The sequence below is a fragment of the Rhizobium bangladeshense genome (genome assembly GCF_001662075.1).
GTDB lineage: Bacteria > Pseudomonadota > Alphaproteobacteria > Rhizobiales > Rhizobiaceae > Rhizobium > Rhizobium bangladeshense_B.
Genome location: NZ_LYPL01000020.1, coordinates 12,074 through 34,654 on the forward strand (window position 1 = coordinate 12,074; position 22,581 = coordinate 34,654).

General features: G+C 63.2%; 21 protein-coding genes. 14 read left to right on the top strand and 7 right to left on the bottom strand.

Annotation, left to right across the window (positions count from 1 at the left end):
- Window positions 1-127: 127 nt before the first annotated feature.
- Window positions 128-3,034 carry an isoleucine--tRNA ligase gene (gene ileS / locus A7X77_RS28005; protein WP_064686101.1) on the top strand — a complete coding sequence of 969 codons (2,907 nt, stop codon included), beginning with the start codon at window positions 128-130 and terminating at the stop codon, window positions 3,032-3,034.
- Between the two features lie 131 nt (window positions 3,035-3,165).
- Entirely contained in the window at window positions 3,166-3,795 is a 630-nt protein-coding gene (locus tag A7X77_RS28010; protein ID WP_064686102.1) for a hypothetical protein, read from the top strand.
- 158 nt (window positions 3,796-3,953) lie between these two features.
- On the opposite strand, the gene A7X77_RS28015 is transcribed toward A7X77_RS28010, so the two are convergent.
- Window positions 3,954-4,391 carry a nucleoside deaminase gene (locus tag A7X77_RS28015; RefSeq protein ID WP_064686103.1) on the bottom strand — a complete coding sequence of 146 codons (438 nt, stop codon included), beginning with the start codon at window positions 4,389-4,391 and terminating at the stop codon, window positions 3,954-3,956.
- Between the two features lie 90 nt (window positions 4,392-4,481).
- Between A7X77_RS28015 and A7X77_RS28020 the strand changes: the two genes are divergently transcribed.
- Genes A7X77_RS28020 through A7X77_RS28030 form a run of 3 tightly spaced genes read left to right on the top strand, consistent with a single transcriptional unit; the run spans window position 4,482 to window position 7,840 of the window.
- Window positions 4,482-6,404, top strand: coding sequence for a pseudouridine synthase (locus A7X77_RS28020; RefSeq protein ID WP_064686104.1), 1,923 nt, complete (start codon window positions 4,482-4,484; stop codon window positions 6,402-6,404).
- Window positions 6,385-6,945, top strand: a complete 561-nt coding sequence (gene rsmD, locus A7X77_RS28025) for a 16S rRNA (guanine(966)-N(2))-methyltransferase RsmD (RefSeq protein ID WP_064686105.1) — start codon at window positions 6,385-6,387, stop codon at window positions 6,943-6,945. The genes A7X77_RS28020 and rsmD overlap by 20 nt, the downstream gene beginning before the upstream one ends.
- A gap of 13 nt (window positions 6,946-6,958) precedes the next feature.
- On the top strand, window positions 6,959-7,840 hold the full coding sequence (locus A7X77_RS28030) for a patatin-like phospholipase family protein (RefSeq protein WP_064686106.1): 882 nt from the start codon (window positions 6,959-6,961) through the stop codon (window positions 7,838-7,840).
- Between the two features lie 4 nt (window positions 7,841-7,844).
- Here A7X77_RS28030 and A7X77_RS28035 read toward each other — a convergent pair whose 3' ends face one another.
- The 4 genes from A7X77_RS28035 to A7X77_RS28050 all read right to left on the bottom strand — a co-directional run bounded on the left by A7X77_RS28035 (window position 7,845) and on the right by A7X77_RS28050 (window position 12,123).
- A complete protein-coding gene (locus tag A7X77_RS28035; protein ID WP_064686107.1) occupies window positions 7,845-8,300 on the bottom strand; it encodes a copper uptake system-associated protein in 456 nt (151 codons plus the stop codon).
- Window positions 8,301-8,313: 13 nt separating this feature from the next.
- On the bottom strand, window positions 8,314-9,687 hold the full coding sequence (locus A7X77_RS28040) for a PepSY-associated TM helix domain-containing protein (protein WP_064686108.1): 1,374 nt from the start codon (window positions 9,685-9,687) through the stop codon (window positions 8,314-8,316).
- Between the two features lie 89 nt (window positions 9,688-9,776).
- Entirely contained in the window at window positions 9,777-10,199 is a 423-nt protein-coding gene (locus A7X77_RS28045; protein WP_064686170.1) for a DUF2946 family protein, read from the bottom strand.
- Between the two features lie 109 nt (window positions 10,200-10,308).
- Complete coding sequence (locus tag A7X77_RS28050) at window positions 10,309-12,123, bottom strand: monovalent cation:proton antiporter-2 (CPA2) family protein (RefSeq protein ID WP_064686109.1); 1,815 nt, start codon at window positions 12,121-12,123, stop codon at window positions 10,309-10,311.
- Between the two features lie 119 nt (window positions 12,124-12,242).
- On the opposite strand from A7X77_RS28050, the gene A7X77_RS28055 reads away from it, so the two are divergent.
- The 6 genes from A7X77_RS28055 to lpxK all read left to right on the top strand — a co-directional run bounded on the left by A7X77_RS28055 (window position 12,243) and on the right by lpxK (window position 18,142).
- Complete coding sequence (locus tag A7X77_RS28055) at window positions 12,243-13,589, top strand: TldD/PmbA family protein (RefSeq protein WP_064686110.1); 1,347 nt, start codon at window positions 12,243-12,245, stop codon at window positions 13,587-13,589.
- A 41-nt stretch (window positions 13,590-13,630) separates the two neighbouring features.
- Window positions 13,631-14,440 (top strand): 3'(2'),5'-bisphosphate nucleotidase CysQ, encoded by an 810-nt coding sequence (locus A7X77_RS28060; RefSeq protein ID WP_064686171.1) that lies wholly within the window; start codon window positions 13,631-13,633, stop codon window positions 14,438-14,440.
- Between the two features lie 63 nt (window positions 14,441-14,503).
- Entirely contained in the window at window positions 14,504-14,752 is a 249-nt protein-coding gene (locus A7X77_RS28065) for a DUF4170 domain-containing protein (protein ID WP_004673745.1), read from the top strand.
- Window positions 14,753-14,936: 184 nt separating this feature from the next.
- Window positions 14,937-16,256 (top strand): lipid IV(A) 3-deoxy-D-manno-octulosonic acid transferase, encoded by a 1,320-nt coding sequence (waaA, locus tag A7X77_RS28070; protein ID WP_064686111.1) that lies wholly within the window; start codon window positions 14,937-14,939, stop codon window positions 16,254-16,256.
- 9 nt (window positions 16,257-16,265) lie between these two features.
- The gene (locus tag A7X77_RS28075; RefSeq protein ID WP_064686112.1) at window positions 16,266-16,988 is read left to right on the top strand and encodes an HAD family hydrolase; all 723 of its coding nucleotides are present in this window, start codon (window positions 16,266-16,268) and stop codon (window positions 16,986-16,988) included.
- A gap of 113 nt (window positions 16,989-17,101) precedes the next feature.
- Entirely contained in the window at window positions 17,102-18,142 is a 1,041-nt protein-coding gene (gene lpxK, locus A7X77_RS28080) for a tetraacyldisaccharide 4'-kinase (protein ID WP_064686113.1), read from the top strand.
- A gap of 63 nt (window positions 18,143-18,205) precedes the next feature.
- Here lpxK and A7X77_RS28085 read toward each other — a convergent pair whose 3' ends face one another.
- Entirely contained in the window at window positions 18,206-19,090 is an 885-nt protein-coding gene (locus A7X77_RS28085) for a GntR family transcriptional regulator (protein WP_064686114.1), read from the bottom strand.
- 99 nt (window positions 19,091-19,189) lie between these two features.
- On the opposite strand from A7X77_RS28085, the gene A7X77_RS28090 reads away from it, so the two are divergent.
- The 3 genes from A7X77_RS28090 (at window position 19,190) to A7X77_RS28100 (ending at window position 21,999) form a co-directional block, all read left to right on the top strand.
- Window positions 19,190-20,248 carry an ABC transporter permease gene (locus tag A7X77_RS28090; protein WP_197486903.1) on the top strand — a complete coding sequence of 353 codons (1,059 nt, stop codon included), beginning with the start codon at window positions 19,190-19,192 and terminating at the stop codon, window positions 20,246-20,248.
- Window positions 20,245-21,009: an ATP-binding cassette domain-containing protein gene (locus A7X77_RS28095; protein WP_064686116.1), complete on the top strand. Its 765-nt coding sequence runs from the start codon at window positions 20,245-20,247 to the stop codon at window positions 21,007-21,009. Before A7X77_RS28090 ends, A7X77_RS28095 begins: the two co-directional genes overlap by 4 nt.
- Window positions 21,010-21,087: 78 nt before the next feature.
- Window positions 21,088-21,999, top strand: a complete 912-nt coding sequence (locus A7X77_RS28100; protein ID WP_064686117.1) for a sugar ABC transporter substrate-binding protein — start codon at window positions 21,088-21,090, stop codon at window positions 21,997-21,999.
- A gap of 326 nt (window positions 22,000-22,325) precedes the next feature.
- Here A7X77_RS28100 and A7X77_RS28105 read toward each other — a convergent pair whose 3' ends face one another.
- Window positions 22,326-22,556, bottom strand: a complete 231-nt coding sequence (locus A7X77_RS28105) for a DUF2093 domain-containing protein (RefSeq protein ID WP_003588271.1) — start codon at window positions 22,554-22,556, stop codon at window positions 22,326-22,328.
- Between the last annotated feature and the right edge of the window lie 25 nt (window positions 22,557-22,581).

Here is a 22,581-nt window from a genome sequence, read left to right on the forward strand (position 1 = left end):
GGCCTTCCGCGCGCGCTAAGCGGCCGGGAGGTCCGGGTTTTCGGCGCTTGGATACAAGCGCTTCCGTCACCAGCTTTTTCATACCCGTTGCGCCCCTTTCTGGGCCGCCAGAAACGATTGTCCCGATATGACCGACACAGCCGAAAAAATCGATTACTCGAAGACCCTCTATCTGCCCGAAACCGATTTCCCGATGCGCGCCGGCCTGCCGCAGAAGGAGCCGGAGCTCGTCAAGCGCTGGCAGGAGATGGATCTCTACAGGAAACTGCGCGCCTCTGCCGCCGGCCGCGAAAAATTCGTCCTGCATGACGGCCCGCCCTATGCCAACGGCAACATCCATATCGGCCACGCGCTGAACAAGATCCTCAAGGACGTCATCAACCGTTCGTTCCAGATGCGCGGCTATGACGCCAACTACGTGCCCGGCTGGGATTGCCACGGCCTGCCGATCGAATGGAAGATCGAGGAGGAGAACTACCGCGCCAAGGGCAAGGCCAAGCCGGATCTCAAGGAGCCGGCGGCGATGATCGAGTTCCGCCGCGAGTGCCGCGCCTATGCCGAAAAATGGATCAAGGTCCAGGGCGACGAGTTCCAGCGTCTCGGCATCGTCGGCGATTTCGACAACCCGTATCTGACGATGAATTTTCACGCGGAGAGCCGCATCGCCGGCGAGCTGTTGAAGATCGCCGCAAGCGGCCAGCTCTATCGCGGCTCCAAGCCGATCATGTGGTCGGTGGTCGAGCGCACCGCGCTTGCCGAAGCCGAGGTCGAGTATCACGACTATGAGAGCGACACGATCTGGGTGAAGTTCCCGGTCGGGAAAGGTCCCGACGGCGTCAACGATGCCTCCGTCGTCATCTGGACGACCACGCCCTGGACGATCCCCGGCAACCGGGCGATCGCCTATTCCTCGCGCGTTGCCTACGGTCTTTACGAAGTCACTGCTGCCGAAAATGATTTTGGCCCGCGTCCGGGCGAGAAGCTGATCTTTGCCGATCAGCTGGCCGAGGAATCCTTTGCCAAGGCGAAGCTGCAGTACAAGCGTCTTGCCGATGTTACGGCTGCCGATCTCGCTGGCATCACCTGCGCGCATCCGCTCAAGGGTCTGGGAGACGGCTACGAATTTGCCGTGCCGTTGCTCGAAGGCGACCATGTCACCGACGATGCCGGTACGGGCTTCGTTCATACCGCTCCCAGCCACGGCCGCGAAGACTTCGACGTCTGGATGGCGCATGCCCGTGAAATCGAGGCGCGCGGCATCGAGACCAAGATCCCGTTCCCGGTCGACGACGGCGGCTTCTACACATCGGATGCGCCGGGCCTCGAAGGCGGACGCGTCATCGACGACAACGGCAAGAAGGGCGATGCCAATGACCGCGTCATCAAGGCGCTGATCGAGCGCAGCGCGCTCTTTGCCCGCGGCCGTCTGAAGCACCAGTATCCGCATTCCTGGCGCTCCAAGAAGCCGGTGATCTTCCGCAACACGCCGCAGTGGTTCGTCTATATGGACAAGACGCTGCCGGATGGAACGACGCTGCGCAGCCGTGCGCTCACCGCGATCGACGACACCCGCTTCGTGCCGGCCGCCGGCCAGAACCGCCTGCGCGCCATGATCGAGCAGCGTCCGGACTGGGTGCTTTCCCGTCAGCGCGCCTGGGGCGTGCCGATCTGCGTCTTCGTCGATGAGCACGGCGCCGTGCTGCAGGACGAGGCCGTCAACCGGCGCATCCTCGATGCCTTCGACGCCGAAGGCGCCGACGCCTGGTTTGCCGAAGGCGCCAAGGAGCGCTTCCTCGGCAATGAGCATGACCCGGCCAAGTGGTCGCAGGTCATGGATATCCTCGACGTCTGGTTCGATTCGGGTTCGACGCACACCTTCACGCTGGAGGACCGCCCGGACCTGAAGTGGCCGGCCGACCTCTATCTCGAGGGCTCCGATCAGCACCGCGGCTGGTTCCATTCCTCGCTCTTGGAATCGGCTGCCACCCGCGGCCGTGCCCCTTACGACGCCGTCCTCACCCATGGCTTCACCATGGACGAGAAGGGCGAGAAGATGTCGAAGTCGAAGGGCAACGTCACTGCTCCGCAGGAGGTGATGAAGGACGCCGGCGCCGACATCCTGCGCCTCTGGGTGATGACCTCGGACTATGCCGACGACCTGCGCGTCGGCAAGACGATCATTCAGACCAATGTCGACGCCTATCGCAAGCTGCGCAACACCATCCGCTGGATGCTCGGCACGCTTGCCCATGACAAGGGCGAGGAGATCGCGCTTGCCGATCTGCCGGAGCTGGAGCAGCTGATGCTGCATCGGCTTGCCGAGCTCGATCAGCTGGTGCGTGAAAATTACGACGCGTTCGACTTCAAGAAGATCGCCCGCGCATTGATCGATTTCGCCAATGTCGAGCTTTCGGCCTTCTATTTCGATGTCCGCAAGGATGCGCTCTATTGCGACGCGCCGTCGAGCCTGCGCCGGCGCGCCAGCCTGCACGTCATCCGCCAGATCTTCGATTGCATGGTGACCTGGCTTGCCCCGATGCTGCCCTTCACCACCGAGGAGGCCTGGCTGTCGCGCAATCCGTCCGCCTTTTCCGTGCATCTGGAGCAGTTTGCCCCTGTTTCCAGGGAATGGCGCAACGATGCCCTGGCCGAGAAGTGGAAGAAAATCCGCGCCGTGCGTTCGGTGGTAACAGGCGCGCTGGAAATCGAGCGCAAGGACAAGCGCATCGGCTCCTCGCTGGAAGCGGCGCCCGTCGTCCACATCGCCGATGCCGAGCTTCGCAAGGCGCTCGAGGGACAGGACTTTAGCGAGGTCTGCATCACCTCGGGCATCACCATCAAGGCGGATACCGGTCCAGCCGACGCCTTCCGCCTGACCGAAGTGCCTGAAGTCGCAGTCGTGCCGAAGCTTGCCGAAGGTGTCAAATGCGCGCGTTCCTGGCGCATCACCACCGATGTCGGCTCCGATCCTGATTATCCCGACGTCTCGGCGCGCGACGCTGCGGCATTGCGCGAACTCGGCATCCGCGCCTGAAGATATTTGCCGGGTGAATTGCCTTTATGGCATTCATCCGGTAAAAGCTGCCTGAAAATGGCCGGATTTTTGCGTCAGGGGGACGGTTGTCCGGTTGGGCAACGATTGCACCGGTGGCTGGAAGGGTTTTCATGTTCGCAACGCATTGGTTCCGTATGGGCGCCTGCCTGTCTGTTGTAGTGGCGGGATGCTCCCTGGTCTCCAGTTGCGCCAGCAGCCCGACCTACGGCACCGACAAGACCGCCATGGAGCAGTTGACCGACGACCTCGGCCAGTCCGTGTCGCTGACCGGGCCGGATCCGAAGAACAAGGGCGTCAAGTACACGCCGCGCCCGACGCTGGTGCTGCCGGCTGAGGGGCAGAGGGCGACCCTCGTTCAACCGCAGCAGACGGTTGCCAACAAGGACAATCCGCAATGGCTTGAATCGCCGGAGGAAACCCGCGCCCGCCTCGTTTCCGAGGCCGACGCGAACTCCGACAATCCGAACTACCGCTCGCCGCTCGCCAGCTCGGCCATCGAAGGCGGCCGGCGCACGACGGAAGCGCAGACCCAGGCCTATCGCGAGGCCCGCGCCCTGCAGAAGGGTTCCTACGTCGATCAGCGCCGCTATATTTCCGACCCGCCGCCCGGTTACCGCACGGTCGATGACCCGGCAAAGCTCGAGGATGTCGGCGAGCCCGAGCTCAAGAAGCAGAAGAAGCGCAAGAAGGAAGCGGCAATCGCCAACAGCGGCAAGCAGTGGTGGAACTTCCTGCAATAGCGGCTTGTCCAAGCGCATAGGCGCCGCCCCAGGAGATCGGTGAGGGCAGCCCCTCATCCGGCTGCCGCCACCTTCTCCCCGCGCGCGGGGCGAAGGGGATATGCCGCAAGCTCTCGGTCCCCGCACTAACGAAGGCCGAAGATGACGCGTGCCGCGGATTACGGCGCCTCTCTCTTTTGCGAAAAGAACGTTCGTAAAATCTCGGCCGACTGAACCTCGTTGAAGCCGGAATAGACCTCCGGGGCGTGGTGGCAGGTCGGCTGCGCATAGAATCGTACGCCATTGTCGACGGCGCCGCCCTTCGGGTCCTCGGCGCCGTAATAGAGCCTGCGGACACGCGCAAACGAGATGGCTGCGGCGCACATGGTGCAAGGCTCCAGCGTCACATAGAGATCGGCGCCGGCAAGGCGCTCCTGCCCGAGCGCTTCGCAAGCGAGCCGGATTGCGGCGATTTCGGCATGAGCGGTGACGTCATTGAGCTCGCGCGTGCGGTTTCCCGAGCGTGAAACCGCAATATCGTCGATGACGACCACAGCGCCGATCGGCACTTCGCCGCGTTCGCCGGCAGCACGCGCCTCTTCGAGCGCCATCTCCATGAAACGATTTGTCTTCACGATCGCAAGAATTTCCACTTAACCGCAGATGCATGACCTGATAGACAGGCCCAAAAGGCAGGCAAACAACAAATGACACCCAAAGACAAGCCAAAACGCCCGGGCGCAAAGCCCTTTTCACGCGACGCCGGGGCCAAGGCCGGCCCGAAAGCGGGCGGCGCGAAGCCGGCAAAGGCTGCAGCCGCGCGCCCGGCCGCGGCCGAAACCGACGGCGAGGCCAAGGCCGAACGCATTTCCAAGGTGATGGCGCGCGCCGGCGTCGCCTCCCGCCGCGACATCGAACGCATGATCATGGAAGGCCGCGTGACGCTGAACGGCAAGGTTCTCGAAACCCCCGTCGTCAACGTCACGCTTGCCGACCGGATCGAGGTCGACGGCGTGCCGATCCGCGGCATCGAGCGCACCAGGCTGTGGCTCTATCACAAGCCGGCCGGTCTCGTGACCACCAATGCCGATCCGGAAGGCCGCGCGACCGTCTTCGACAATCTGCCGGAAGAACTGCCGCGCGTCATGTCGATCGGCCGTCTCGATATCAACACCGAAGGCCTGCTGCTGCTCACCAATGACGGCGGTCTTGCCCGGGCCCTGGAACTGCCGGCGACCGGCTGGCTGAGACGTTACCGCGTCCGTGCCCATGGCGAGATCGATCAGGAAGCGCTCGACAAGCTCAAGGACGGTATTGCCGTCGACGGCGTGCTTTACGGTTCGATCGAGGCGACGCTCGATCGCACGCAAGGCTCGAATGTCTGGATCACCATGGGCCTTCGCGAGGGCAAGAACCGCGAAATCAAGAACGTGCTCGGCGCGCTCGGTCTCGACGTCAATCGCCTGATCCGCATTTCCTACGGCCCGTTCCAGCTCGGCGACTTGCCGGAAGGCCATGTCATCGAAGTGCGCGGACGCACGCTGCGCGACCAGCTCGGCCCGCGCCTCATCGAGGAAGCCAAGGCGAATTTCGACGCGCCGATCTATAACGCCCCGGCCGTTGCCGCCGAGGAAGAGGCTGAGGCCGCGGCACCCGAGAAACGTGAGCGGCCGCGCCGGGACGAGGATAAACGCGAAAGGGCGCTGAGCCGCCTCGACACCAAGCGGGACGACCGCCGCGGCGCGGGGCGCAGAGATGACGATCGCCGCGATGGCGGCCGCCGGGATGAGGAGAAGCCGAAGCGGCCTCAGCCGCTCGGCCAGCGCCGCAGCGCCAATGTCTGGATGGCGCCCGGCGCCCGGCCGCTCGGCGAGAAGGCGGCGGCCAAGGCTGCCAAGAATGCGCAGACTGCGCGCCGGCGCGGCGAGCAGGCACCGGCAAAGAGCGCTGCTTTGGATCGCATTGAGGATCGTCCGCGCACGCCGATCAACCGCGTGCGCGAAGAGGACGGCGAATGGATCCGCTCGAGCGAGCAGCCCCGCCGCAAGGATGAGGGCGAAGGCTTCGGCCGCAAGCGCTCTTTCGGGGATCGTCCGGCCCGCGAAGAACGTGGTTTCGGCGAGCGTCCTTCGCGCGGCGATCGGCCCTTCGGCGACAAGCCGCGTGGTGATCGCAGGCCGCGTGCCGATGGCGACGAGCGTCCGCGTGCCGCCAGGGCGTCCGCCGGTGAGGGCCGTTCGGAACGTCCGCGCGGCGAGCGCCCGTTCGGAAATCGGCCTTCACGCGGCGACCGGCCTTTCGGCGACAAGTCGCGGGGCGAGCGCAGGCCGCGCGAAGAGGATGGCGAACGCCCGCGGACAGCCAGAAGTTTTGCCGGCGAAGGGCGCTCCGAGCGTCCGCGTGGCGAACGGCCTTTCGCCGACAAGCCGGCGGGCGGTAAGCCTGGGGGCGACAAACCGCGCGGCAAGGGCTTCGGCGCCAAGCCCGGCGGGTCGAAGAGTTTTTCCGGCAAGCCGAAGGGCGCCAAGCCGGGGAGTGACAGGCCGCGCGGTGACAGGCCTGCGGGCGGCCCGTCCAGAGGTGGTGCTAGAGGAAAGGGAATGACGCGCGGTGCGGATCGTCGGCGGTGAGTTTCGCGGACGGCCTCTCGCCGTGCCAAAATCCAACGATATCCGGCCGACTGCCGACCGGACGCGCGAGAGCCTGTTCAATATATTGAGCCATGCTTATCCGGAATGCGTCGACGGCACCCGGATCCTCGATCTTTTCGCCGGAACCGGCGCCGTCGGCCTCGAAGCCGTGTCGCGCGGCTGTCGCCATGCGCTCTTCGTCGAAAACAGTGTCGAGGGCAGGGCGCTGCTCTGGGAAAACATCGACGCACTCGGCCTGCACGGCCGCACGCGCATCCTGCGCCGCGATGCGACCGATCTCGGCAGCGTCGGCAATCTCGAAGCCTTCGACGTGCTGTTTGCCGATCCGCCCTATGGCAAGGGGCTCGGCGAAAAGGCGATGGCGGCGGCGGCCCAGGGTGGTTGGCTCAGGCCAGGCGCGATTGCGGTGCTCGAAGAACGCGCCGATATTGTCGTTTCCGTGCATCCTTCCTATGTTTTCCTCGAGGACCGCATCTTTGGCGACACGAGGGTGCATTTCTTCCGGTATCAGCCGCAATAAGCGGGGGCGGGGCGTGCAGCAGGCAGAATTCATCAGCCCGAAACTGCCTGCGATCAGCGACCTTCCGACGGTCGCGGTCGCTTTCGGCGGCGGCGGCGCACGCGGACTTGCCCACATCCATATCATCGAGACGCTCGACGAACTCGGCATCCGCCCGGTGGCGATATCGGGCTCGTCGATGGGGGCGATCATGGGGGCCGGCATGGCCGCCGGCATGTCGGGCGCCGAAATCCGCGAACATGCGCTGACGACAGTCGGCAACAAGACGGCGGTCGTCGCCCGCATCTGGGGCCTGAGGCCGACGACGGTACGTGATGCCGTGGCCAAGGGCATCCGCATCGGCCAGTTCAATCTGGAGCGGATCCTCAAGGCTTTCCTGCCGGCCGAATTGCCGGCCCGCTTCGAAGATCTGCTGGTGCCGATGAAGGTCATCACCACCGATTATTACGGGCAGAACGAGGTCGTCATCGATGACGGCGAGCTGTTTCCGGCGCTCGCCGCCTCATCCGCCATCCCCGCCGTCTTCATGCCGGTGCGCCTGCGCGGCCGGGTGATGATCGACGGCGGCATCAGCAATCCGGTGCCCTATGAACCCCTGATGGATCTTGCCGATATCATCGTCGGCATCGATGTCGTCGGCGCGCCGGAGGGCGACGGCACCCATATTCCGAACCGCATGGAGAGCATCTTCGGCTCCGGCCAGTTGATGATGCAGACGGCGATCTCGCTGAAGCTGAAGCTCTGCCAGCCGCACATCTTCCTGCGTCCGGCGGTCGGCCGCACCGGCGTGATGGATTTCCTCAAGGCCCGCGACGTGCTGGCCATGTCGGTCGGCGTCAAGGACGAGCTGAAAATCGCCCTCGACCGGGAAATCGAAGCGCGGCTGAAGCGCTAAAGCATTATTGGGCGTGGCCTTCATGGCCGCCGCCCGCGCCGTTCGATGCTTCGTTCATCATCATGACGGTGCCCTCGAAGCTTGAGAGCAGTGCAAGTGTGGAGGGATCGATGTTCGCCTCGGCATCCCGCAGTTTCGCAGCCAGCGCAGCCGCGTCATTCGCCGAAAGCCCGATTTTCTGCAGCGTACCGGCATCCTTCAGGCTGTCGCCGCTGCAGAGATAGATGCTCCAGCCGTGATGCGTCTTTTTCAACAGGGCGCGTCCGCCACGTCCGTCCTGCCGCCAGCCGACGATCGCCCAATCGGCCTGAACGGCGACGACCGGCGTGAGCTTGAGGGGCTTGTCCGCCGTTTCGAACATCAGCTTCAGCCTTGCCGGGATGACCTGCTGCGGATCGTCGTCTGCGGACGCCACGGATGCGAGCAGGAAGCAGGCAAGAAGGGCAATGATGGTCTTCATCTCGTGGTCTCCTTCAGGCGAGAACGCGTTTCAACACGGGCACGAAGCGCACGACGATCTGGTCGAAGGCGATCATGACGACAATGGCAAGCCCGCTCATCGGGAAGGCGACGGCGAAGATTGCGGTAATCACCCACAGGCCGTAGTAGACCGAGCGCCTTGGCGGCATGGGTGGCACGCCGAGCCGGCCCGCCGGGCGCCGTTTCCACCACATGACGATTGCTGTTACGCAGCTGAGCACAATGGCGAGGCAGGTTGCGAGCATCAGCAACTGGTTAAGCCGGCCCCATTCCTGTCCCTGGTGGACATTGATACCCCATTCGATCGCCTTGCCGAGGAACGGATATTGGTTGAAGCCGATATCGATCAGCGGTTTGCCGGAATATTGGTCGATATGGATGGTCCGCTCGTCGGCGAGATCGTCGGGATAGAGCGAGGCGGTATAGACGCCGGTTTCGTCGGAGGGGATCGCCATGTCGAAACCCGGTGCCATGCCCAGCCGCTTGGCGATCTCCACAGCTCTGTCGAGGCCAATCGGCTTGGCCGATTGCGCTGCGGCGATATCGGAAAGCGGAACCGGCGCCTTCTCGACGATCCAGCCGCTCTTCGGCAGGATGTCCTCGGTGACTTTCTGCGACTTCGGCACGTCGTCCCAGAGCTGGACGGGATAGCCGAGGCCCTGTTCGGTCAGCCAGGCATTGGCATTCGCGCCCCAATAGCCCGACCATGGCATGCCTGTGATTGCCAGGAAGAAGATCAGCAGGCCGGCAAAAGCTCCTGTCACCGCATGCAGGTCACGCCAGAAAACCCGGCGGCCCGGCGTTCCCCGGACGCTGACGACACCGCCCGTCTGACGGCGCGGCCACCAGAGATAGATGCCGGTCGCGACCAGCACCATGGCAAAGCCGCCGGCAATCTCGGTCAGCCGGTTCGCCGCCTTGCCAAAATAGGCGAGGCTGTGGATGCGCTTGACGACATAATTGAACTCGGCGGTCGATCCGACCACATCGAGCACCTTGCCCTCATAGGGATTGACGAAGGCCAGCATCGCACCGGGCTCGCCGGAGAGGGTGACGATGGCCGATCGTTCGGGTCCGGCCGGGTCCTTGTAGGAGGTCGCCGTCGAGCCCGGCACGGCGGCAGCGGCGATCTCAGCAACCCGCTCCGCCGGCAGCGCCTGGCCGGCCGGCTGGACAATGTAGCGGTGGGCGAAGACGGTGCTGTTGATCTCGTCCTTGAAGAGATAAAGCGATCCGGTCACGGCCAGATTGAGCATGAAGGGAATGGCGAGAAGCCCGGCAAAGAAATGCCAGCGCCAGATGGCGCGGTAGAGCGAAACGCCGCTGGCGGCGTGCTGCACCGGTTCGGCGGCAGTAATGGTCGACATGAGAAGGGATCCGTATCCACGGGCGACTGCTGGAGCGCAGCTCGGCCGGCGTTGAAAGGCGTGTTGCGGCGCCTGCCACAACACGGAGTTCAGGCAGGGATCGGATCGGAAGGGGGCGCGCGCGGGCCGGTATTGGGCGGAAAGAGCTGGCGATGGAAGGCCTCGGCCCGGATCGGCAATTCGACCGCAACCGCAAAGCCCATCGGCGCGCCGGCCACATCCGTCGGCGCCGGCAGCAGCGTGGAGGCGCCGATCCGGCAGGCTTCGCAGCCATGCGAATGCGCCTTGTCGTGCTTGCCGGTGCCGGAGTTGTCGGTGCCAGACTCATCCGTGACGGTGACGCAAAGCGTCGGCAGGGTCCCGTCCGGAAGTGCGTATTGAGCGAGCTCGGCCGGATCGAACGTGCCTGCGGCTGAGGCGGGCGCTTGATGGGCGAGCCCGACGAAGACAAGCGCGACGGCGCACAGGATGCGCAGTGCCCATTGTTCGATGTGTTTCGTCCGCCTGACCAAATTTCCCTCTCGGATCGCGCCGATTGCCCGCTTGATAAACGCCGCCCTGCTGACAATCAATGCGTCACTTTTGCGGGCCAGCTCGTTGGACGGTCCGGACAAGACGGGGTCAGGCATCGGCCGTTGCGTCCGCGGTGCCCTCCAACGGATCGTCCTCGAAAGGATCGGCGGCGCGTTTCGGTTTGACCAGCGGTTCGGGGCGCACCGGGTGGGAAAACAGCATGTCGCGCCCGGCCTGCAGCCCTTCGGAGACCTGCAGGGCAAGCCGCGCCTCGTCGCGCTTGCGAATATCCTCGCCGATCTCATAGGCGTCGATCTCGGAGACGCCGAGCGCCTCCAGCGTCCGCCGTCCGAAGAGCAGGCCCGATTCCAGCGTTTCGCGCAGTTCGTAATCGACGCCCTTGTTGCGCAGCTCGATCGAATGGATGCGGTCGTAGGAGCGCACGTAGAGCCTTGTGTGCGGATAGTCGGCCTGCACCAGTTCCACCACCTTGTCGGTGATCTCCTTCTTCTGCGTGCAGACGAGCACGATCTTTGCCCGGTCGATGCCGGCCGAGCGCAGCACATCCTTGCGCATGCCGTCGCCGAAATAGATGCGGAAGCCGAAGGAGGAGGCCTGGCGGATGCGGTCGGCGGAAAAATCGATGACGGTGACGCTGCGCCCGCCGGCAAGCAGGATCTGGGCGGCGATCTGGCCGAAACGCGAGAAGCCGACCATCAGCACGTCGGCGCCCGCACCCTCGAAATCCTCGTCCAGCTCCTCCTGTGCGTCGCCGCTGAGCAGCCGCTTCGAAAGTGCCGCTCCGATCGGTGTCAGCGCCATCGAGAGCGTGACGACCGCCACCAGCAGCGATGCGGTGCTCGTCGACATCAGCCCGGCCGCTCCCGCCGTTGTGAACAGCACGAAGCCGAATTCGCCGCCCTGCGGCAGCAGGAAGGCAATGCGGATCGCGTCATCGTGCGGCGAGCCGGAGATCCGGCAAAGCCCGTAGATGATGGTCGCTTTGACCGTCATCACGATCGGTACGGCGACGATGACGAAGAGCGCGTTGTCGAAGAGAACGTCGAGCTCCAGCGACAGGCCGACGGCGATGAAGAAGATGGCGAGCAGTACGCCGCGGAACGGCTCGATATCGGCCTCCAGCTCGTGCCGGTAGGAAGATTCGGCCAGCATCACGCCGGAGAGAAAGGCGCCCATCGCCATTGAAAGTCCGGCAAGCTGCATCAGGCTTGCCGATCCCATGACGACGAAGAGGGCGGCCGCGATCATTGCCTCTCGCGCGCCGGTGCGGGCGATGACCTGGAAGAGCGGCGTCAGCAGGTAGCGCCCGGCGACGACCATCGCCGCGACCGCGCCGACGGCCACCGCGAAATCGGTCAGCGGTGCGTTGCTGCTTTTGCCGCTGCCGTCGAGAACGGTGATCAGCGCTAAGAGCGGCACGATTGCCAGGTCCTGGAACAAGAGCATCGAGAATGAACGCTGCCCGTATCTCGTATTGACGTCGCCGTCGCCCTCGAGGATCTGCATGGCGAAGGCGGTCGATGACAGCGCCAGGCCGAAGCCGGCGACGATGCTGCCGCGCCAGTCGAGCACTTCAGAAAACCAGGCAAGCGCGGTCAGCGCCAGCCCCGTCACCACCACCTGCGCCGTGCCGAGGCCGAAAATGTCGCGCCGCATCTGCCAGAGGCGGCTGGGCTTCAATTCCAGCCCGATGATGAACAGCAGGAAGACGACGCCGAGCTCGGCTACGCCGAGGATCTGTTCGCCATCGGTAATGCCGTGGAAAACAGGACCGATGACGATGCCGGCGGCGAGATAGCCGAGGACGGTGCCGAGTCCGAGCTGCTTGAAGATCGGAGCGGCGACCACCGCACCGCCGAGCAGCAGGATCGTTTCGGAAAAAAGGGCGTTGGGCGCTGACATGCTGACAATTTCTTTCAGATGGCGGAAGCATGCAGGCAGTCCCGATAAAGAATCGGCGGCGGCGGCCTTGATGCTTGGGAGAGTGCACAATAAATGGAAGCCGAAGGAAAGGCCAAATCATGTCCTCTGAAATCGATTCCTCGACACTTCTTTCCCGCGCAAGTCAATTGATCGATCTGGCAAGGAAGGCAGGGGCCGACGCCGCCGACGCCGTCGTCGTTCGCTCGCGGTCGCAATCGGTCAGCGTTCGTCTTGGCAAGGTCGAGGGAACGGAATCCTCCGAAAGCGACGATTTTTCCCTGCGCGTCTTCATCGGCAAACGCGTCGCCAGCGTTTCGGCCAATCCGGGCTTCGATCTGCAGGCGCTTGCCGAACGCGCCGTCGCCATGGCCAGGGTTTCCCCGGAGGATCCCTTCGCCTGCCTCGCCGATGAGGCGAGCCTTGCGAAATCCTATCCCGACCTGCAATTGTTCGATGCCACCGAGGTGTCCTCCGAGATGCTGCGCGAGGCAGCCCTTGCCGCCGAGGCGGCCGCCCTTGCGGTCAAGGGTGTGACCAATTCCTCCGGCGCCGGCGCATCCGCCGGCATGGGCGGCCTTGTTCTTGCCACCTCGCACGGTTTTGCGGGCAGTTACATGGGCTCCCGTTTCGGCCATTCCGTCAGCGTCATCGCAGGCGAAGGCACCGGCATGGAACGCGACTATGATTTCGACACCCGCCTTTATTATGCCGAGCTCGACGACCCCGCCGACATCGGCCGCCGTGCCGGCGAACGGGTGGTGAAGCGGATCAATCCGCGCCAGGTGCCGACCGGCAAGAACGTCACCGTCATCTTCGATCCGCGTATCGCCCGCGGCTTCGTCGGCCATATCGCCGGCGCGATCAACGGTGCCGCCGTCGCCCGCAAGACCAGCTTCCTGCGCGACAGGATGGGTCAGCAGGTGCTGAAGTCGGGCCTGTCGATCACCGACGATCCGCTGATCGTGCGTGGCCCCGCCTCGCGACCCTTCGACGGCGAGGGTGTGTCCGGCGAGCGGCTGGTGATGATCGAAGACGGTGTTCTGAAGCACTGGTTCCTTTCGACCTCGACCGGCCGCGAGCTCGGACTTCAAACCAATGGCCGCGGCGTGCGCGGCGGCACCGCCGTTTCGCCGTCCTCCACCAACCTCGCCCTCGAACCCGGCGACATCTCGCCGGAGGAACTGATCCGCAGCGTCGGCAGCGGCTTTTACGTTACCGAATTGATCGGCCACGGCGTCAACATGATCACCGGCGAATATAGCCGCGGCGCCACCGGCTTCTGGATCGAGAACGGCGAACTCACCTTCCCGGTGTCCGAGGTGACGATCGCCTCGAACCTCAAGGACATGTTCATGCGCCTGACGCCGGCAAACGACATCGACCGCAAGTTCGGCGTCGCCGCACCCACCTTCGCCATCGAAGGCATGACGCTCGCAGGGCAGTGAAAAAGGACAGTGAAAAAGGGCAGAAGGAAACGATTGACGCGATGAGCGATAGGGAAAAGCTCCGCTGGCAGGGCGATCTCGCCTTGATCGCCGAGGCTGCGAGGGAGGCCGGCGCGGTCGCCTTCGGCTTCTTCAACCAGTCTCCCGAGGTCTGGTGGAAGAATGACGATCGCTCTCCCGTCAGCGCCGCCGATTTCGCCGCCAACAAGACGCTGGAATCGATCCTGCGCAAGGCGCGGCCGGATTATGGCTGGTTGTCTGAAGAAACCGACGACGATGCCGATCGCCTGGGGCTCGAGACGCTGTTCATCATCGATCCGATCGACGGCACGCGCGCCTTCCTCGGCGGGCAGAAGGTCTGGTGCGTCAGCGTCGCGGTCGTGCATGCCGGCCGCCCGGTCGCCGGCGTGCTCTACGCCCCGGCGCTTGAAGAACTTTACGAAGCCGTCGAGGGCGGCCCGGCGCTGAAGAACGGCGTACCCATCACCGTTTCGGCCGCCTTGCCGGAGGAGATGCGCCGGCTGGCAATCGGCGAAGATCTGTTGAAGACCTTTCCACCGGCGTTTCGCGAACGGGTGAGGCGTGAGAAATACATTCCCTCGCTTGCCTATCGCATTGCCATGGTGGCGGACGGGCGGCTCGACGGCACGTTCGTCAAGGGCAATTCGCATGATTGGGACCTTGCCGCCGCCGATCTGATCCTGGCCTGCGCCGGCGGCTGCCTCGTCGACCTCGACGGAAATCCGATCGTCTACAATCGCGCCGAAGTTACCCACAAGGTGCTGTGTGCGGCGCCGGCGCCGCGCATCGATGAGTTCCTCGCAGCCTTTGCCGGGCGACGAGACAGTTGACGTTTCCGTCAAAATCCCGCAGATGGGGTGGCGGAGGAGAATGGGCAGAAAGAGAACAAGAAAATGACTGAGTCCGGTGACAAGAAGCAGCTTTTGCATCTCGTTTTTGGCGGCGAACTGGAAAGCCTCGATGACGTCCAGTTCCGTGACCTGAAGGGTCTCGATATCGTCGGCATCTTTCCCGATTATGCCACGGCACTGACGGCCTGGAAGGCGAAGGCTCAGCAGACGGTCGACAATGCGCATATGCGCTATTTCATTGTCCACATGCATCGTTTGCTCGATCCGCAGGAAAAGGCTGGCGGCCACTGACCTCGGCCATCGATTCTGCGCCAAGTGCCGGCGGCCGCCATCGGTCGCGCCGGGCTTCGTGTATCGGCCGTCCGTTGATCCGGATCGTTTGACGCATTCTGAACAAATTAATCGGCCATTTCGGCCGCAACGATAATCAGGGAATGGGTTTGATGTCGATCGTCTTGGATCGGAGGTTGGCGCAATGAGCTCCCGGATGGCGCGTTTCGGTCTGAGCGCATATCGTCTGGCGGGAACCGTAGCCTCTCCTGTCGTCGGCCTTTATATCACCTACCGCACGGCCAAGGGCAAGGAAGACCGCGCGCGCCGCCTGGAACGCTTCGGCTATCCGAGCGCCAACCGGCCGCAGGGCCCGCTCGTCTGGTTTCACGCCGCAAGTGTGGGCGAAACCAATGCCGTCATTCCGCTGATCCGCGAAATCCGCCGCCGCGACATCCACGTCATCCTGACGACCGGCACCATCACCTCGGCCAGGCTCGCCGCCGAGCGCCTCGGCGATGAAGCGATCCATCAATATGTGCCGCTCGACCTGAAACCGTCGGTCAGCCGATTTCTCGATTATTGGCAGCCCGACTGCGCCATCATCGCCGAATCCGAGATCTGGCCGGCAACCGTGCTGGAACTCGGCCGCCGCCGCATTCCGCAGATCCTGATCAATGCCCGCATGTCGGACCGCTCCTTTGCCCGCTGGCGCCGCCGCCCATCGATTGCCGAAGCCCTGTTCGAAAATCTCGCCCTTGTCATCGCCCAGTCGGATATCGATGCCGAGCGTTTCCGCGATCTTGGCGCCGTTCCCGTCATCACCTCGGGCAATCTCAAGGTCGATACCGACGCTCCGCCCTATGACAGCGCCGTCCTCGCCCGCTACAAGAAGCAGATCGGCGATCGTAGGACCTGGGCCGCGATTTCGACCTTCGACGGCGAGGAGAATGCCGCCGGCATCGTCCATCGCGCCCTGAAGGAACGTGATCGCCAGTTGACGATCATCGTGCCGCGCCATCCCGAACGCAGCGACGAGATCGAGGCGGCTCTGGTCAAGCAGGGCCTCAAGGTTGCCCGCCGCACCCGCGACGACGTCCTGTCGGCGGATGTCGATATTTTCCTCGGCGATACGATCGGTGAAATGGGCCTTTATCTTCGCCTGACGGAGATTGCCTTCGTCGGCCGTTCGCTGTTTGCCGAAGGCGGGCAGAACCCGCTGGAGCCGGCCATGCTTGGCTGCGCCATCCTCTCCGGCGGGAATGTGCAGAATTTCCGCGAGGCCTATCAGAAGCTCGCCCGCAGCGGCAGCGCCCGCATGGTGCGCGATACCGAAATGCTGGCCAAGGGCGTGCATTACCTTTTGATCAACGACGACGCCCGCCGCAAGATGATCGAAGCCGGCATCGCCACCGTGCACGAGATGCGCGGCGCGCTCACGGCGACGGTGAAGGGGCTGGAACCCTATATCAATCCGCTGACGGTCAAGGCGCGCCTGCTGCCCAAAGCCGTCGCCCAGCTCTGAGGAGGCGCGATGTCGGGCCCGGCTTGTATCAAAGGCATCCTCTTCGACAAGGACGGCACGCTGCTCGATTATGACGAGAGCTGGTTGCCGGTCAATCGCGAGCTTGCCCGCATCGCCGCCAAGGGCGATCCGCTTCTCGCAGACCGGTTGCTCTTGGCTTGCGGCATGGATCCTCGGACCGGCCACATCGTTCCCGACAGCCTGCTCGCTGCCGGCAATACCCGCCAGATTGCCGAGGGGCTCGTCGCCGCCGGTTCGATGGTCGATGTCGGCGAACTGACGACCCGCCTCGACGATCTCTTTTCCGGCGCTGCCGAATTTTCCGTGCCGGTGACCGACCTCGCCGGCTTCTTCGCCAGGCTGCACCAGCGTGGCTTCAAGCTCGGCGTCGCCTCCAGCGACAATGAACGCTCGATCCGCCAGACGGCCGAACGCTTCGGTTTTGCCGGTTACGTCGATTACATCGCCGGCTATGACAGCGGCTTCGGCGTCAAGCCGGAACCCGGCATGGTGCTCGGCTTCTGCGCCGCGACCGGCCTTTTGCCGGAAGAGGTTGCGATCGTCGGCGACAACAATCATGATCTGCACATGGGCCTGAATGCCGGGACGGGGCTCAGGATCGCGGTGCTGACCGGCACCGGCTCGCGGGCTTCGCTTGCCGCCGCCGCCGACCATGTGCTCGACGATATCACCGCCATCGAGACATTACTGCCGGACCTGCAGCCGGCCTAACGCGTCGCGATCTTGGCAAGGACTTGCATTTTCACCGGTTTTGGCTTCTCAATCCGGCCGGTCGAAAAGCAAGGGGCCGGTTCTGAAGCCGGGCAGGGGAGCGGGACGGCAAGATGATATCCGAAGCGCCGCCGTTCTGGTGGAGGAAAGCCGATTGGCGGGCCTGGATGCTGGCGCCGCTTTCCTTTCTCTACGGCCGTGTCGCCGGCTACCGCATGGCCCATGCGCGCCGCGCCTCCGTTTCCGTTCCCGTCATCTGCGTCGGCAATTTCACCGTCGGCGGCGCCGGCAAGACGCCGACGGCGCTGACGATCGCCCGCGCAGCCAAGGCGAAAGGCCTGAAGCCCGGCTTTCTCAGCCGGGGCTACGGCGGCTCGCTCGACGTGACGACGGTGGTCGATCCTCATCATCACCGGGCCGTCGCCGTCGGCGATGAGCCGCTGCTGCTTGCCCAGGAGGCGTTGACGGTGATATCCCGGCGGCGCATCGAGGGGGCTCGGCGCCTGGTCGCGGAAGGCGCTGACCTCATCATCATGGATGACGGTTTCCAGAGCGCCCGGCTGGCGATCGACTATGCCCTGCTCGTCATCGATGCGACGCGCGGCCTCGGCAACGGCCATATCGTGCCGGCCGGCCCGGTCCGCGCCCCGATCGGCCAGCAGCTGCGCTCGGCGACAGCTTTGCTGAAGGTCGGCGGCGGCCATGCCGCCGACAGGATCGTGCGCATGGCGGCGCGCGCGGCAAAGCCTTATTTCACCGCATCGCTCAAGGTGCGCGGCGACGATAGGCTCGCCGGCATCAGGGTGCTGGCCTTTGCCGGCATCGCCGACCCCGGCAAATTCTTCCGCACCGTCGAATCGCGCGGCGCCGAGATCGCCGTCGCCAAGACCTTCGGCGACCACGAGCACCTGACCGAGGACGAGATCGGCGATATCCTGACGACCGCCGAGCGCCAGGATCTTCTCATCGTCACCACCTCGAAGGATTTCGTCCGCCTCGCCGGCCATCACGGCAAGGCGGCGGACTTGGTACAAAAGTGCCGGGTGATCGAGGTCGATATGGTCTTCGACGATCACCTCGCACCCAGCCTGATCATCGACCGGGCGATCATTGCCTGCCGCGAGCGCCGTCTGCGGGAGATGAAACCCGGCTGAACCGCTGTAACGAGTGCTGCAAACGTGGCGAAGTTCCTTACGATCCTCTGAGCGGCGGCGACGTCACGCGATCGAGCGGAGTAACGTTTCGCGGGCGGAGGTCAGATGCGCGCGGCAAGCCTGATCGATCGAGGCGAGGTTGCGGCTTTCGAGGGCGTCGATCAGTGCGAGATGCTCCCGGATGGCGACCTCATTGCGCGTCCGCTCATCGCGCTTGTTCCACTGATAGTGATAGTGGAAGACGATGGCGATCACGTCCTGGAAGCTTTCGATAAACCGGTTTGGCGCGACCGCCGCAATGAGCCGATGGAATCGGCTGTCGAGCTCCGAGAAATCCTGAAAACGGGCGTCGATATCCGCGAGCAGCTCCAAATGTGCCGCCCGCATGGCACTCACCTGCTTCCAGATGGGCGAGCCATCGGGCAGGGTCGCGAACAATCGTGCGGAGCGCATTTCGAACATCTCCCTGATCTCGAACAATTCGAGCGCGAAATTCGCGGTGAAACCTTTGAAAACCCAGCCTGCATTCTGGCGTTTCTCGATCAGCCCATATTTCTGGAATCGATTGAGAAACTCACGCACGATCGTTGTTGCGACCCCGAATTTCCTCGCGAGTTCCGCCTCATTGATCTCGGTGCCGGGACAGGCATTGTCGCGCAGCATCCACTCCATAAAGCTCGTCTCGACCTGTTCCGAACTAGCTAAGGTCTGTTCCTTCGGAAAGCGCTCTATCTGCTGCGGGTGCTCACGGATGATCCGCCTGTGCGCTTCAGATACGATGACCCCACGAGCGGATATGCTCGCCAGCACCTTCCGCACCGTCGTTCTGCTCACGCCAAGCTGGGCGCGCAGTACGTTTTCGGACGGCAGTTCCGCTCCAAGATCGAGCGCCCGAAGGACATCGATCATTTCGTTGAAGGCCCGCTTGAAGGTCGTATCAGTTCTCATGATTCAATCCCAGGTATGATTATCTATCTATAAAAAACAAGTTGACGTACGTGTATCGTATGTTTCTTATGTATAAAAAACTGGGGAGGCTAGGGGAATTTGGAAGACTCGGGGATTCTGCCTCAGAATTCGTCCCGGCCCGGTGGTTCGCAAGATGCAACCTTCCATCCGAGACAATCTGGCATCTCATTGGGGCTCAAGCTATTGAGCCTGGGCCCACTCTTGATCCTCGTTCTCCTCATTGCCGTCGTCAGTTTGATAACGCCAGCTTTTCTAAAACCCGTCAACCTGGGGAACATCCTGGCGCAGACCGCAGTGATTGCTGTTGTGGCGATGGGGCAGCAGCTCGTCATCCTGACGCGCGGGATCGACCTGTCTGTCGGCTCGAACCTGGCGCTGGCGACGGTCATCGGCGGACTCGTCTACAAGCAGGTTGATTCCTCGATCATCGTCGTCGTGGCCATGCTGCTTGCAGGTGCTGTTGTCGGGGCGGTAAACGGCGTAGTCTTTGTCTATGGCCGGCTGCCGCACCCCTTCATTATCACAGTTGCGACCTTGAGTATTTGCCGCGGCTTGGCACTTTCATTGGCGCCCGGCCACACCACCATGCGCGGGATGCCCGATGCAGTTGCCGCGATCGGCGGTGGTACGACGCTTGGTGTGCCCAACTCCTTCTTTGTCGTCGCGATATTCGCGCTTCTTTTTCTGATCCTGACGAAGTCGATGGTCTTTGGCCGATGGCTCTATGCTGTCGGCGGCTCGCCGAATGCCGCCAGAAGCATGGGTATCCCGGTAAAGGGCGTTCTGCTCGCGACCTACGTCATCTGCGGCTTTTGTGCGGGTGTCGGCGCGGTGCTGCTTGCAGGACGGACCGCCGCTGCCTCGCCAATCTACGGCAATCTCCTGGAACTCGACACGATTGCTGCGGTGATCATCGGTGGCGCCAGCTTCCTTGGCGGGCGGGGCCATCTCGGCCATGCACTGATCGGCGCCCTTCTGATCGGTGTTATCCGCAACGCCCTTAACCTGCTCGGCGTCGACGTGTTCTTTCAAATGATCGCCATTGGGCTCGTCATCGTCATTGCCGTAGAGGCCGATGTGCTTCGCAACCATCTCGAGGCGCACGCGCGCGTGCTTCAAACGGCGAGAATGCAATGAGCGCTGGATCCACGACACCGGCACTTTCGGTACGAAACGCGCAGAAGCGCTTCGGGGCGATTCATGCCCTGAAAAATGTAAGCTTCGATGCCTACGCAGGTGAGGTAACCGCTCTTTTGGGTGATAACGGCGCCGGCAAGTCGACGCTCGTCAAATGTATCAGTGGGCTTCACAGTCTCGACGAGGGAGAAATTCTTGTCGACGGTGCGCCTGTTTGGCTCAATTCGACCGCGGCGGCCCGCCGCGCCGGGATTGAAACCGTCTATCAGGACCTGGCGCTTTTCGACAACCTGACTCCCGTCCAGAATTTCTATTGCGGCCGAGAGATCTCCTTTCCGTCTTGGCTGCCGCGTCCGCTCCGCTTCCTCAACACAGGCATGATGAGGCGGGACGCGGCAAGCGTAATCGATCGCCTCAAGGTCAAGCTGCCGAGATTCGACGCGCCGGTCGCACTGATGTCCGGGGGGCAGCGCCAGGCGATAGCGGTCGCGCGCGCCATCGTCTTTGCGCGCAAGCTCGTGCTCCTTGACGAACCAACGGCGGCCCTCGGCCTTCGCGAGGCTCGCCAGGTTCTTGATCTGATCAATCAGCTCAAGGCCGCCGGCAATGCGGTGATCTTGATCACGCACAATATGGAACATGTCGTCGAGCTTGCCGATCGGGCGGTTGTGCTGCGTCAAGGTCGCAAGGTCGGTGAACTGAAGCCAACGGAAGCGAACAAGCAGGACCTTGTCGCGATGATTGTCGGCGCCGGGGCTTGAGGGAGATCGCTGCTTGGTTGGGGCAGCGGACAACGAGATCGCTCTAGAAGAGAGCGGTCGAAACATGGGAGGTGTATCATGAAACGGCATTTCCTGCTGGGAGCTCTTGGGATTCTGGCTCTCTCTGCAGTACCGTCCTTGGCGCAGGAGCCGGTCAAGCTCGGCTTCATAACCAAATTCCCTGTACCGTTCTTCGCAACAATGGAGAACGCCGCGAAAGATTATGCGAAGAGAAATCCAGGCGTCGAGATCATTTACGGACAGGGTACGTCCGCAACCGACATCGAGGGCCAGATCGCGCAGATTGAGTCCATGGTGACGCGAGGCGTGCAGGGCATCGCCCTTACCCCCGTCGATCCCACCGTATCCACTGCCCTGGACAAGGCGGTTGCCGCCGGCATTAAGGTCGTGTTGATGGATAACAATATCCCGGACTGGAGCGGCAGGACAGCGCTTGCCACGACCAACAATTTCGCCGCAGGCAAAATCGCGGGCGAATATCTCAAAACTGTTCTTACAGCCGGCGACACGCTCGGGATTCTCGAGGGCGTGCCCGGCGTGCCGGCGCTTGATGACCGTGTGAAGGGGATGATGGAAGGGCTGAACGGCCTTGACGTCAAGATCGTCGGAAAAGGTGCGACAAACTGTACCGAGGAACTCGGGATTAATGTCGCTTTGCTCACGAAGAACCCAGACCTTAAGGCCATCTATGCCGCCTGCGGCCCGCCCGCTGCCGGCGCAGCGCGCGCAATCAAGAATGCCGGCATTGCCAATGACAAGATTGTGCTGGTCGGTTTCGACTTCTGCTGTGGCGAAGAGGAAGCGCTGAAGAGCGGAGTCGAGGACGCATCGGTAGCGCAGTTCCCAACCAAAATGGCTGAGCTCGGTGTGGATGCCCTGGTGAAATCGATTCGCGGGGAAAAGGTCGAGTCTTTGATCGACTCCGGCGCGGCCCTCGTAACGCCCGACAATATGGCAACCTTCAAGTGAACCGTCGCCCCTGTGGGGCGTCAAAGGCGCGAAGCAGTCTCACCTCGTTATCAGATTGATATCGTGGAACTCTGCGGCCCGGAGCTCTATTGGTCAGTCGATGCGGAAGGCGCGGCGATGAGCCGATGCCTTCCGGTCGTCAGCGTCCGGAGCGGATATTCTCGCTGCAACTACTCGGCGCCGCAGACAGAGAACCATCCTCCTCGCCCGGACACTCCTTGTACTCGCCTCCGCCGCAGCGTTTGCGATGTCTGTTCCGTCCTCAAAACTGCACGCTTTGAAGGTGATAGAGCGTCTTGAGCGTGCCGGTATAGGGCGGCCCCGTTCTAACGCCGCTGGTTCGGCAGCACCCCGGCGCGTTTGTCGGCTTCGATCGCCGAGATCACGTCGGCATAGGGCTCCTGGCGGGCGACGCTCCAGTAGCGCAACTCGTCGAGTGGGATTTGTTTTCCGGTCATCGCGCAGACGACGTAGGAGCCGGGCGAGAGAATCTGGAAATCGCCGTCGAGATAGCGGATCTTCGCCTCGCGGTTTCCGTGCCCTTCGAACAAATTCATGCGCTCCGTTCCCTACTGCCTGTCA

Coding starts and splice junctions, on each gene's coding strand:
- A7X77_RS28020 (WP_064686104.1), top strand. CDS start 4,482: ATGACACCCAAAGACAAGCCAAAACGCCCGGGCGCAAAGCCCTTTTCA.
- lpxK (WP_064686113.1), top strand. CDS start 17,102: ATGATATCCGAAGCGCCGCCGTTCTGGTGGAGGAAAGCCGATTGGCGG.
- A7X77_RS28050 (WP_064686109.1), bottom strand. CDS start 12,123: ATGTCAGCGCCCAACGCCCTTTTTTCCGAAACGATCCTGCTGCTCGGC.
- A7X77_RS28085 (WP_064686114.1), bottom strand. CDS start 19,090: ATGAGAACTGATACGACCTTCAAGCGGGCCTTCAACGAAATGATCGAT.
- ileS (WP_064686101.1), top strand. CDS start 128: ATGACCGACACAGCCGAAAAAATCGATTACTCGAAGACCCTCTATCTG.
- A7X77_RS28035 (WP_064686107.1), bottom strand. CDS start 8,300: ATGAAGACCATCATTGCCCTTCTTGCCTGCTTCCTGCTCGCATCCGTG.
- A7X77_RS28055 (WP_064686110.1), top strand. CDS start 12,243: ATGTCCTCTGAAATCGATTCCTCGACACTTCTTTCCCGCGCAAGTCAA.
- A7X77_RS28095 (WP_064686116.1), top strand. CDS start 20,245: ATGAGCGCTGGATCCACGACACCGGCACTTTCGGTACGAAACGCGCAG.
- A7X77_RS28105 (WP_003588271.1), bottom strand. CDS start 22,556: ATGAATTTGTTCGAAGGGCACGGAAACCGCGAGGCGAAGATCCGCTAT.
- A7X77_RS28100 (WP_064686117.1), top strand. CDS start 21,088: ATGAAACGGCATTTCCTGCTGGGAGCTCTTGGGATTCTGGCTCTCTCT.
- A7X77_RS28015 (WP_064686103.1), bottom strand. CDS start 4,391: ATGGAGATGGCGCTCGAAGAGGCGCGTGCTGCCGGCGAACGCGGCGAA.
- A7X77_RS28060 (WP_064686171.1), top strand. CDS start 13,631: ATGAGCGATAGGGAAAAGCTCCGCTGGCAGGGCGATCTCGCCTTGATC.
- waaA (WP_064686111.1), top strand. CDS start 14,937: ATGAGCTCCCGGATGGCGCGTTTCGGTCTGAGCGCATATCGTCTGGCG.
- A7X77_RS28075 (WP_064686112.1), top strand. CDS start 16,266: ATGTCGGGCCCGGCTTGTATCAAAGGCATCCTCTTCGACAAGGACGGC.
- A7X77_RS28065 (WP_004673745.1), top strand. CDS start 14,504: ATGACTGAGTCCGGTGACAAGAAGCAGCTTTTGCATCTCGTTTTTGGC.
- A7X77_RS28010 (WP_064686102.1), top strand. CDS start 3,166: ATGTTCGCAACGCATTGGTTCCGTATGGGCGCCTGCCTGTCTGTTGTA.
- A7X77_RS28040 (WP_064686108.1), bottom strand. CDS start 9,687: ATGTCGACCATTACTGCCGCCGAACCGGTGCAGCACGCCGCCAGCGGC.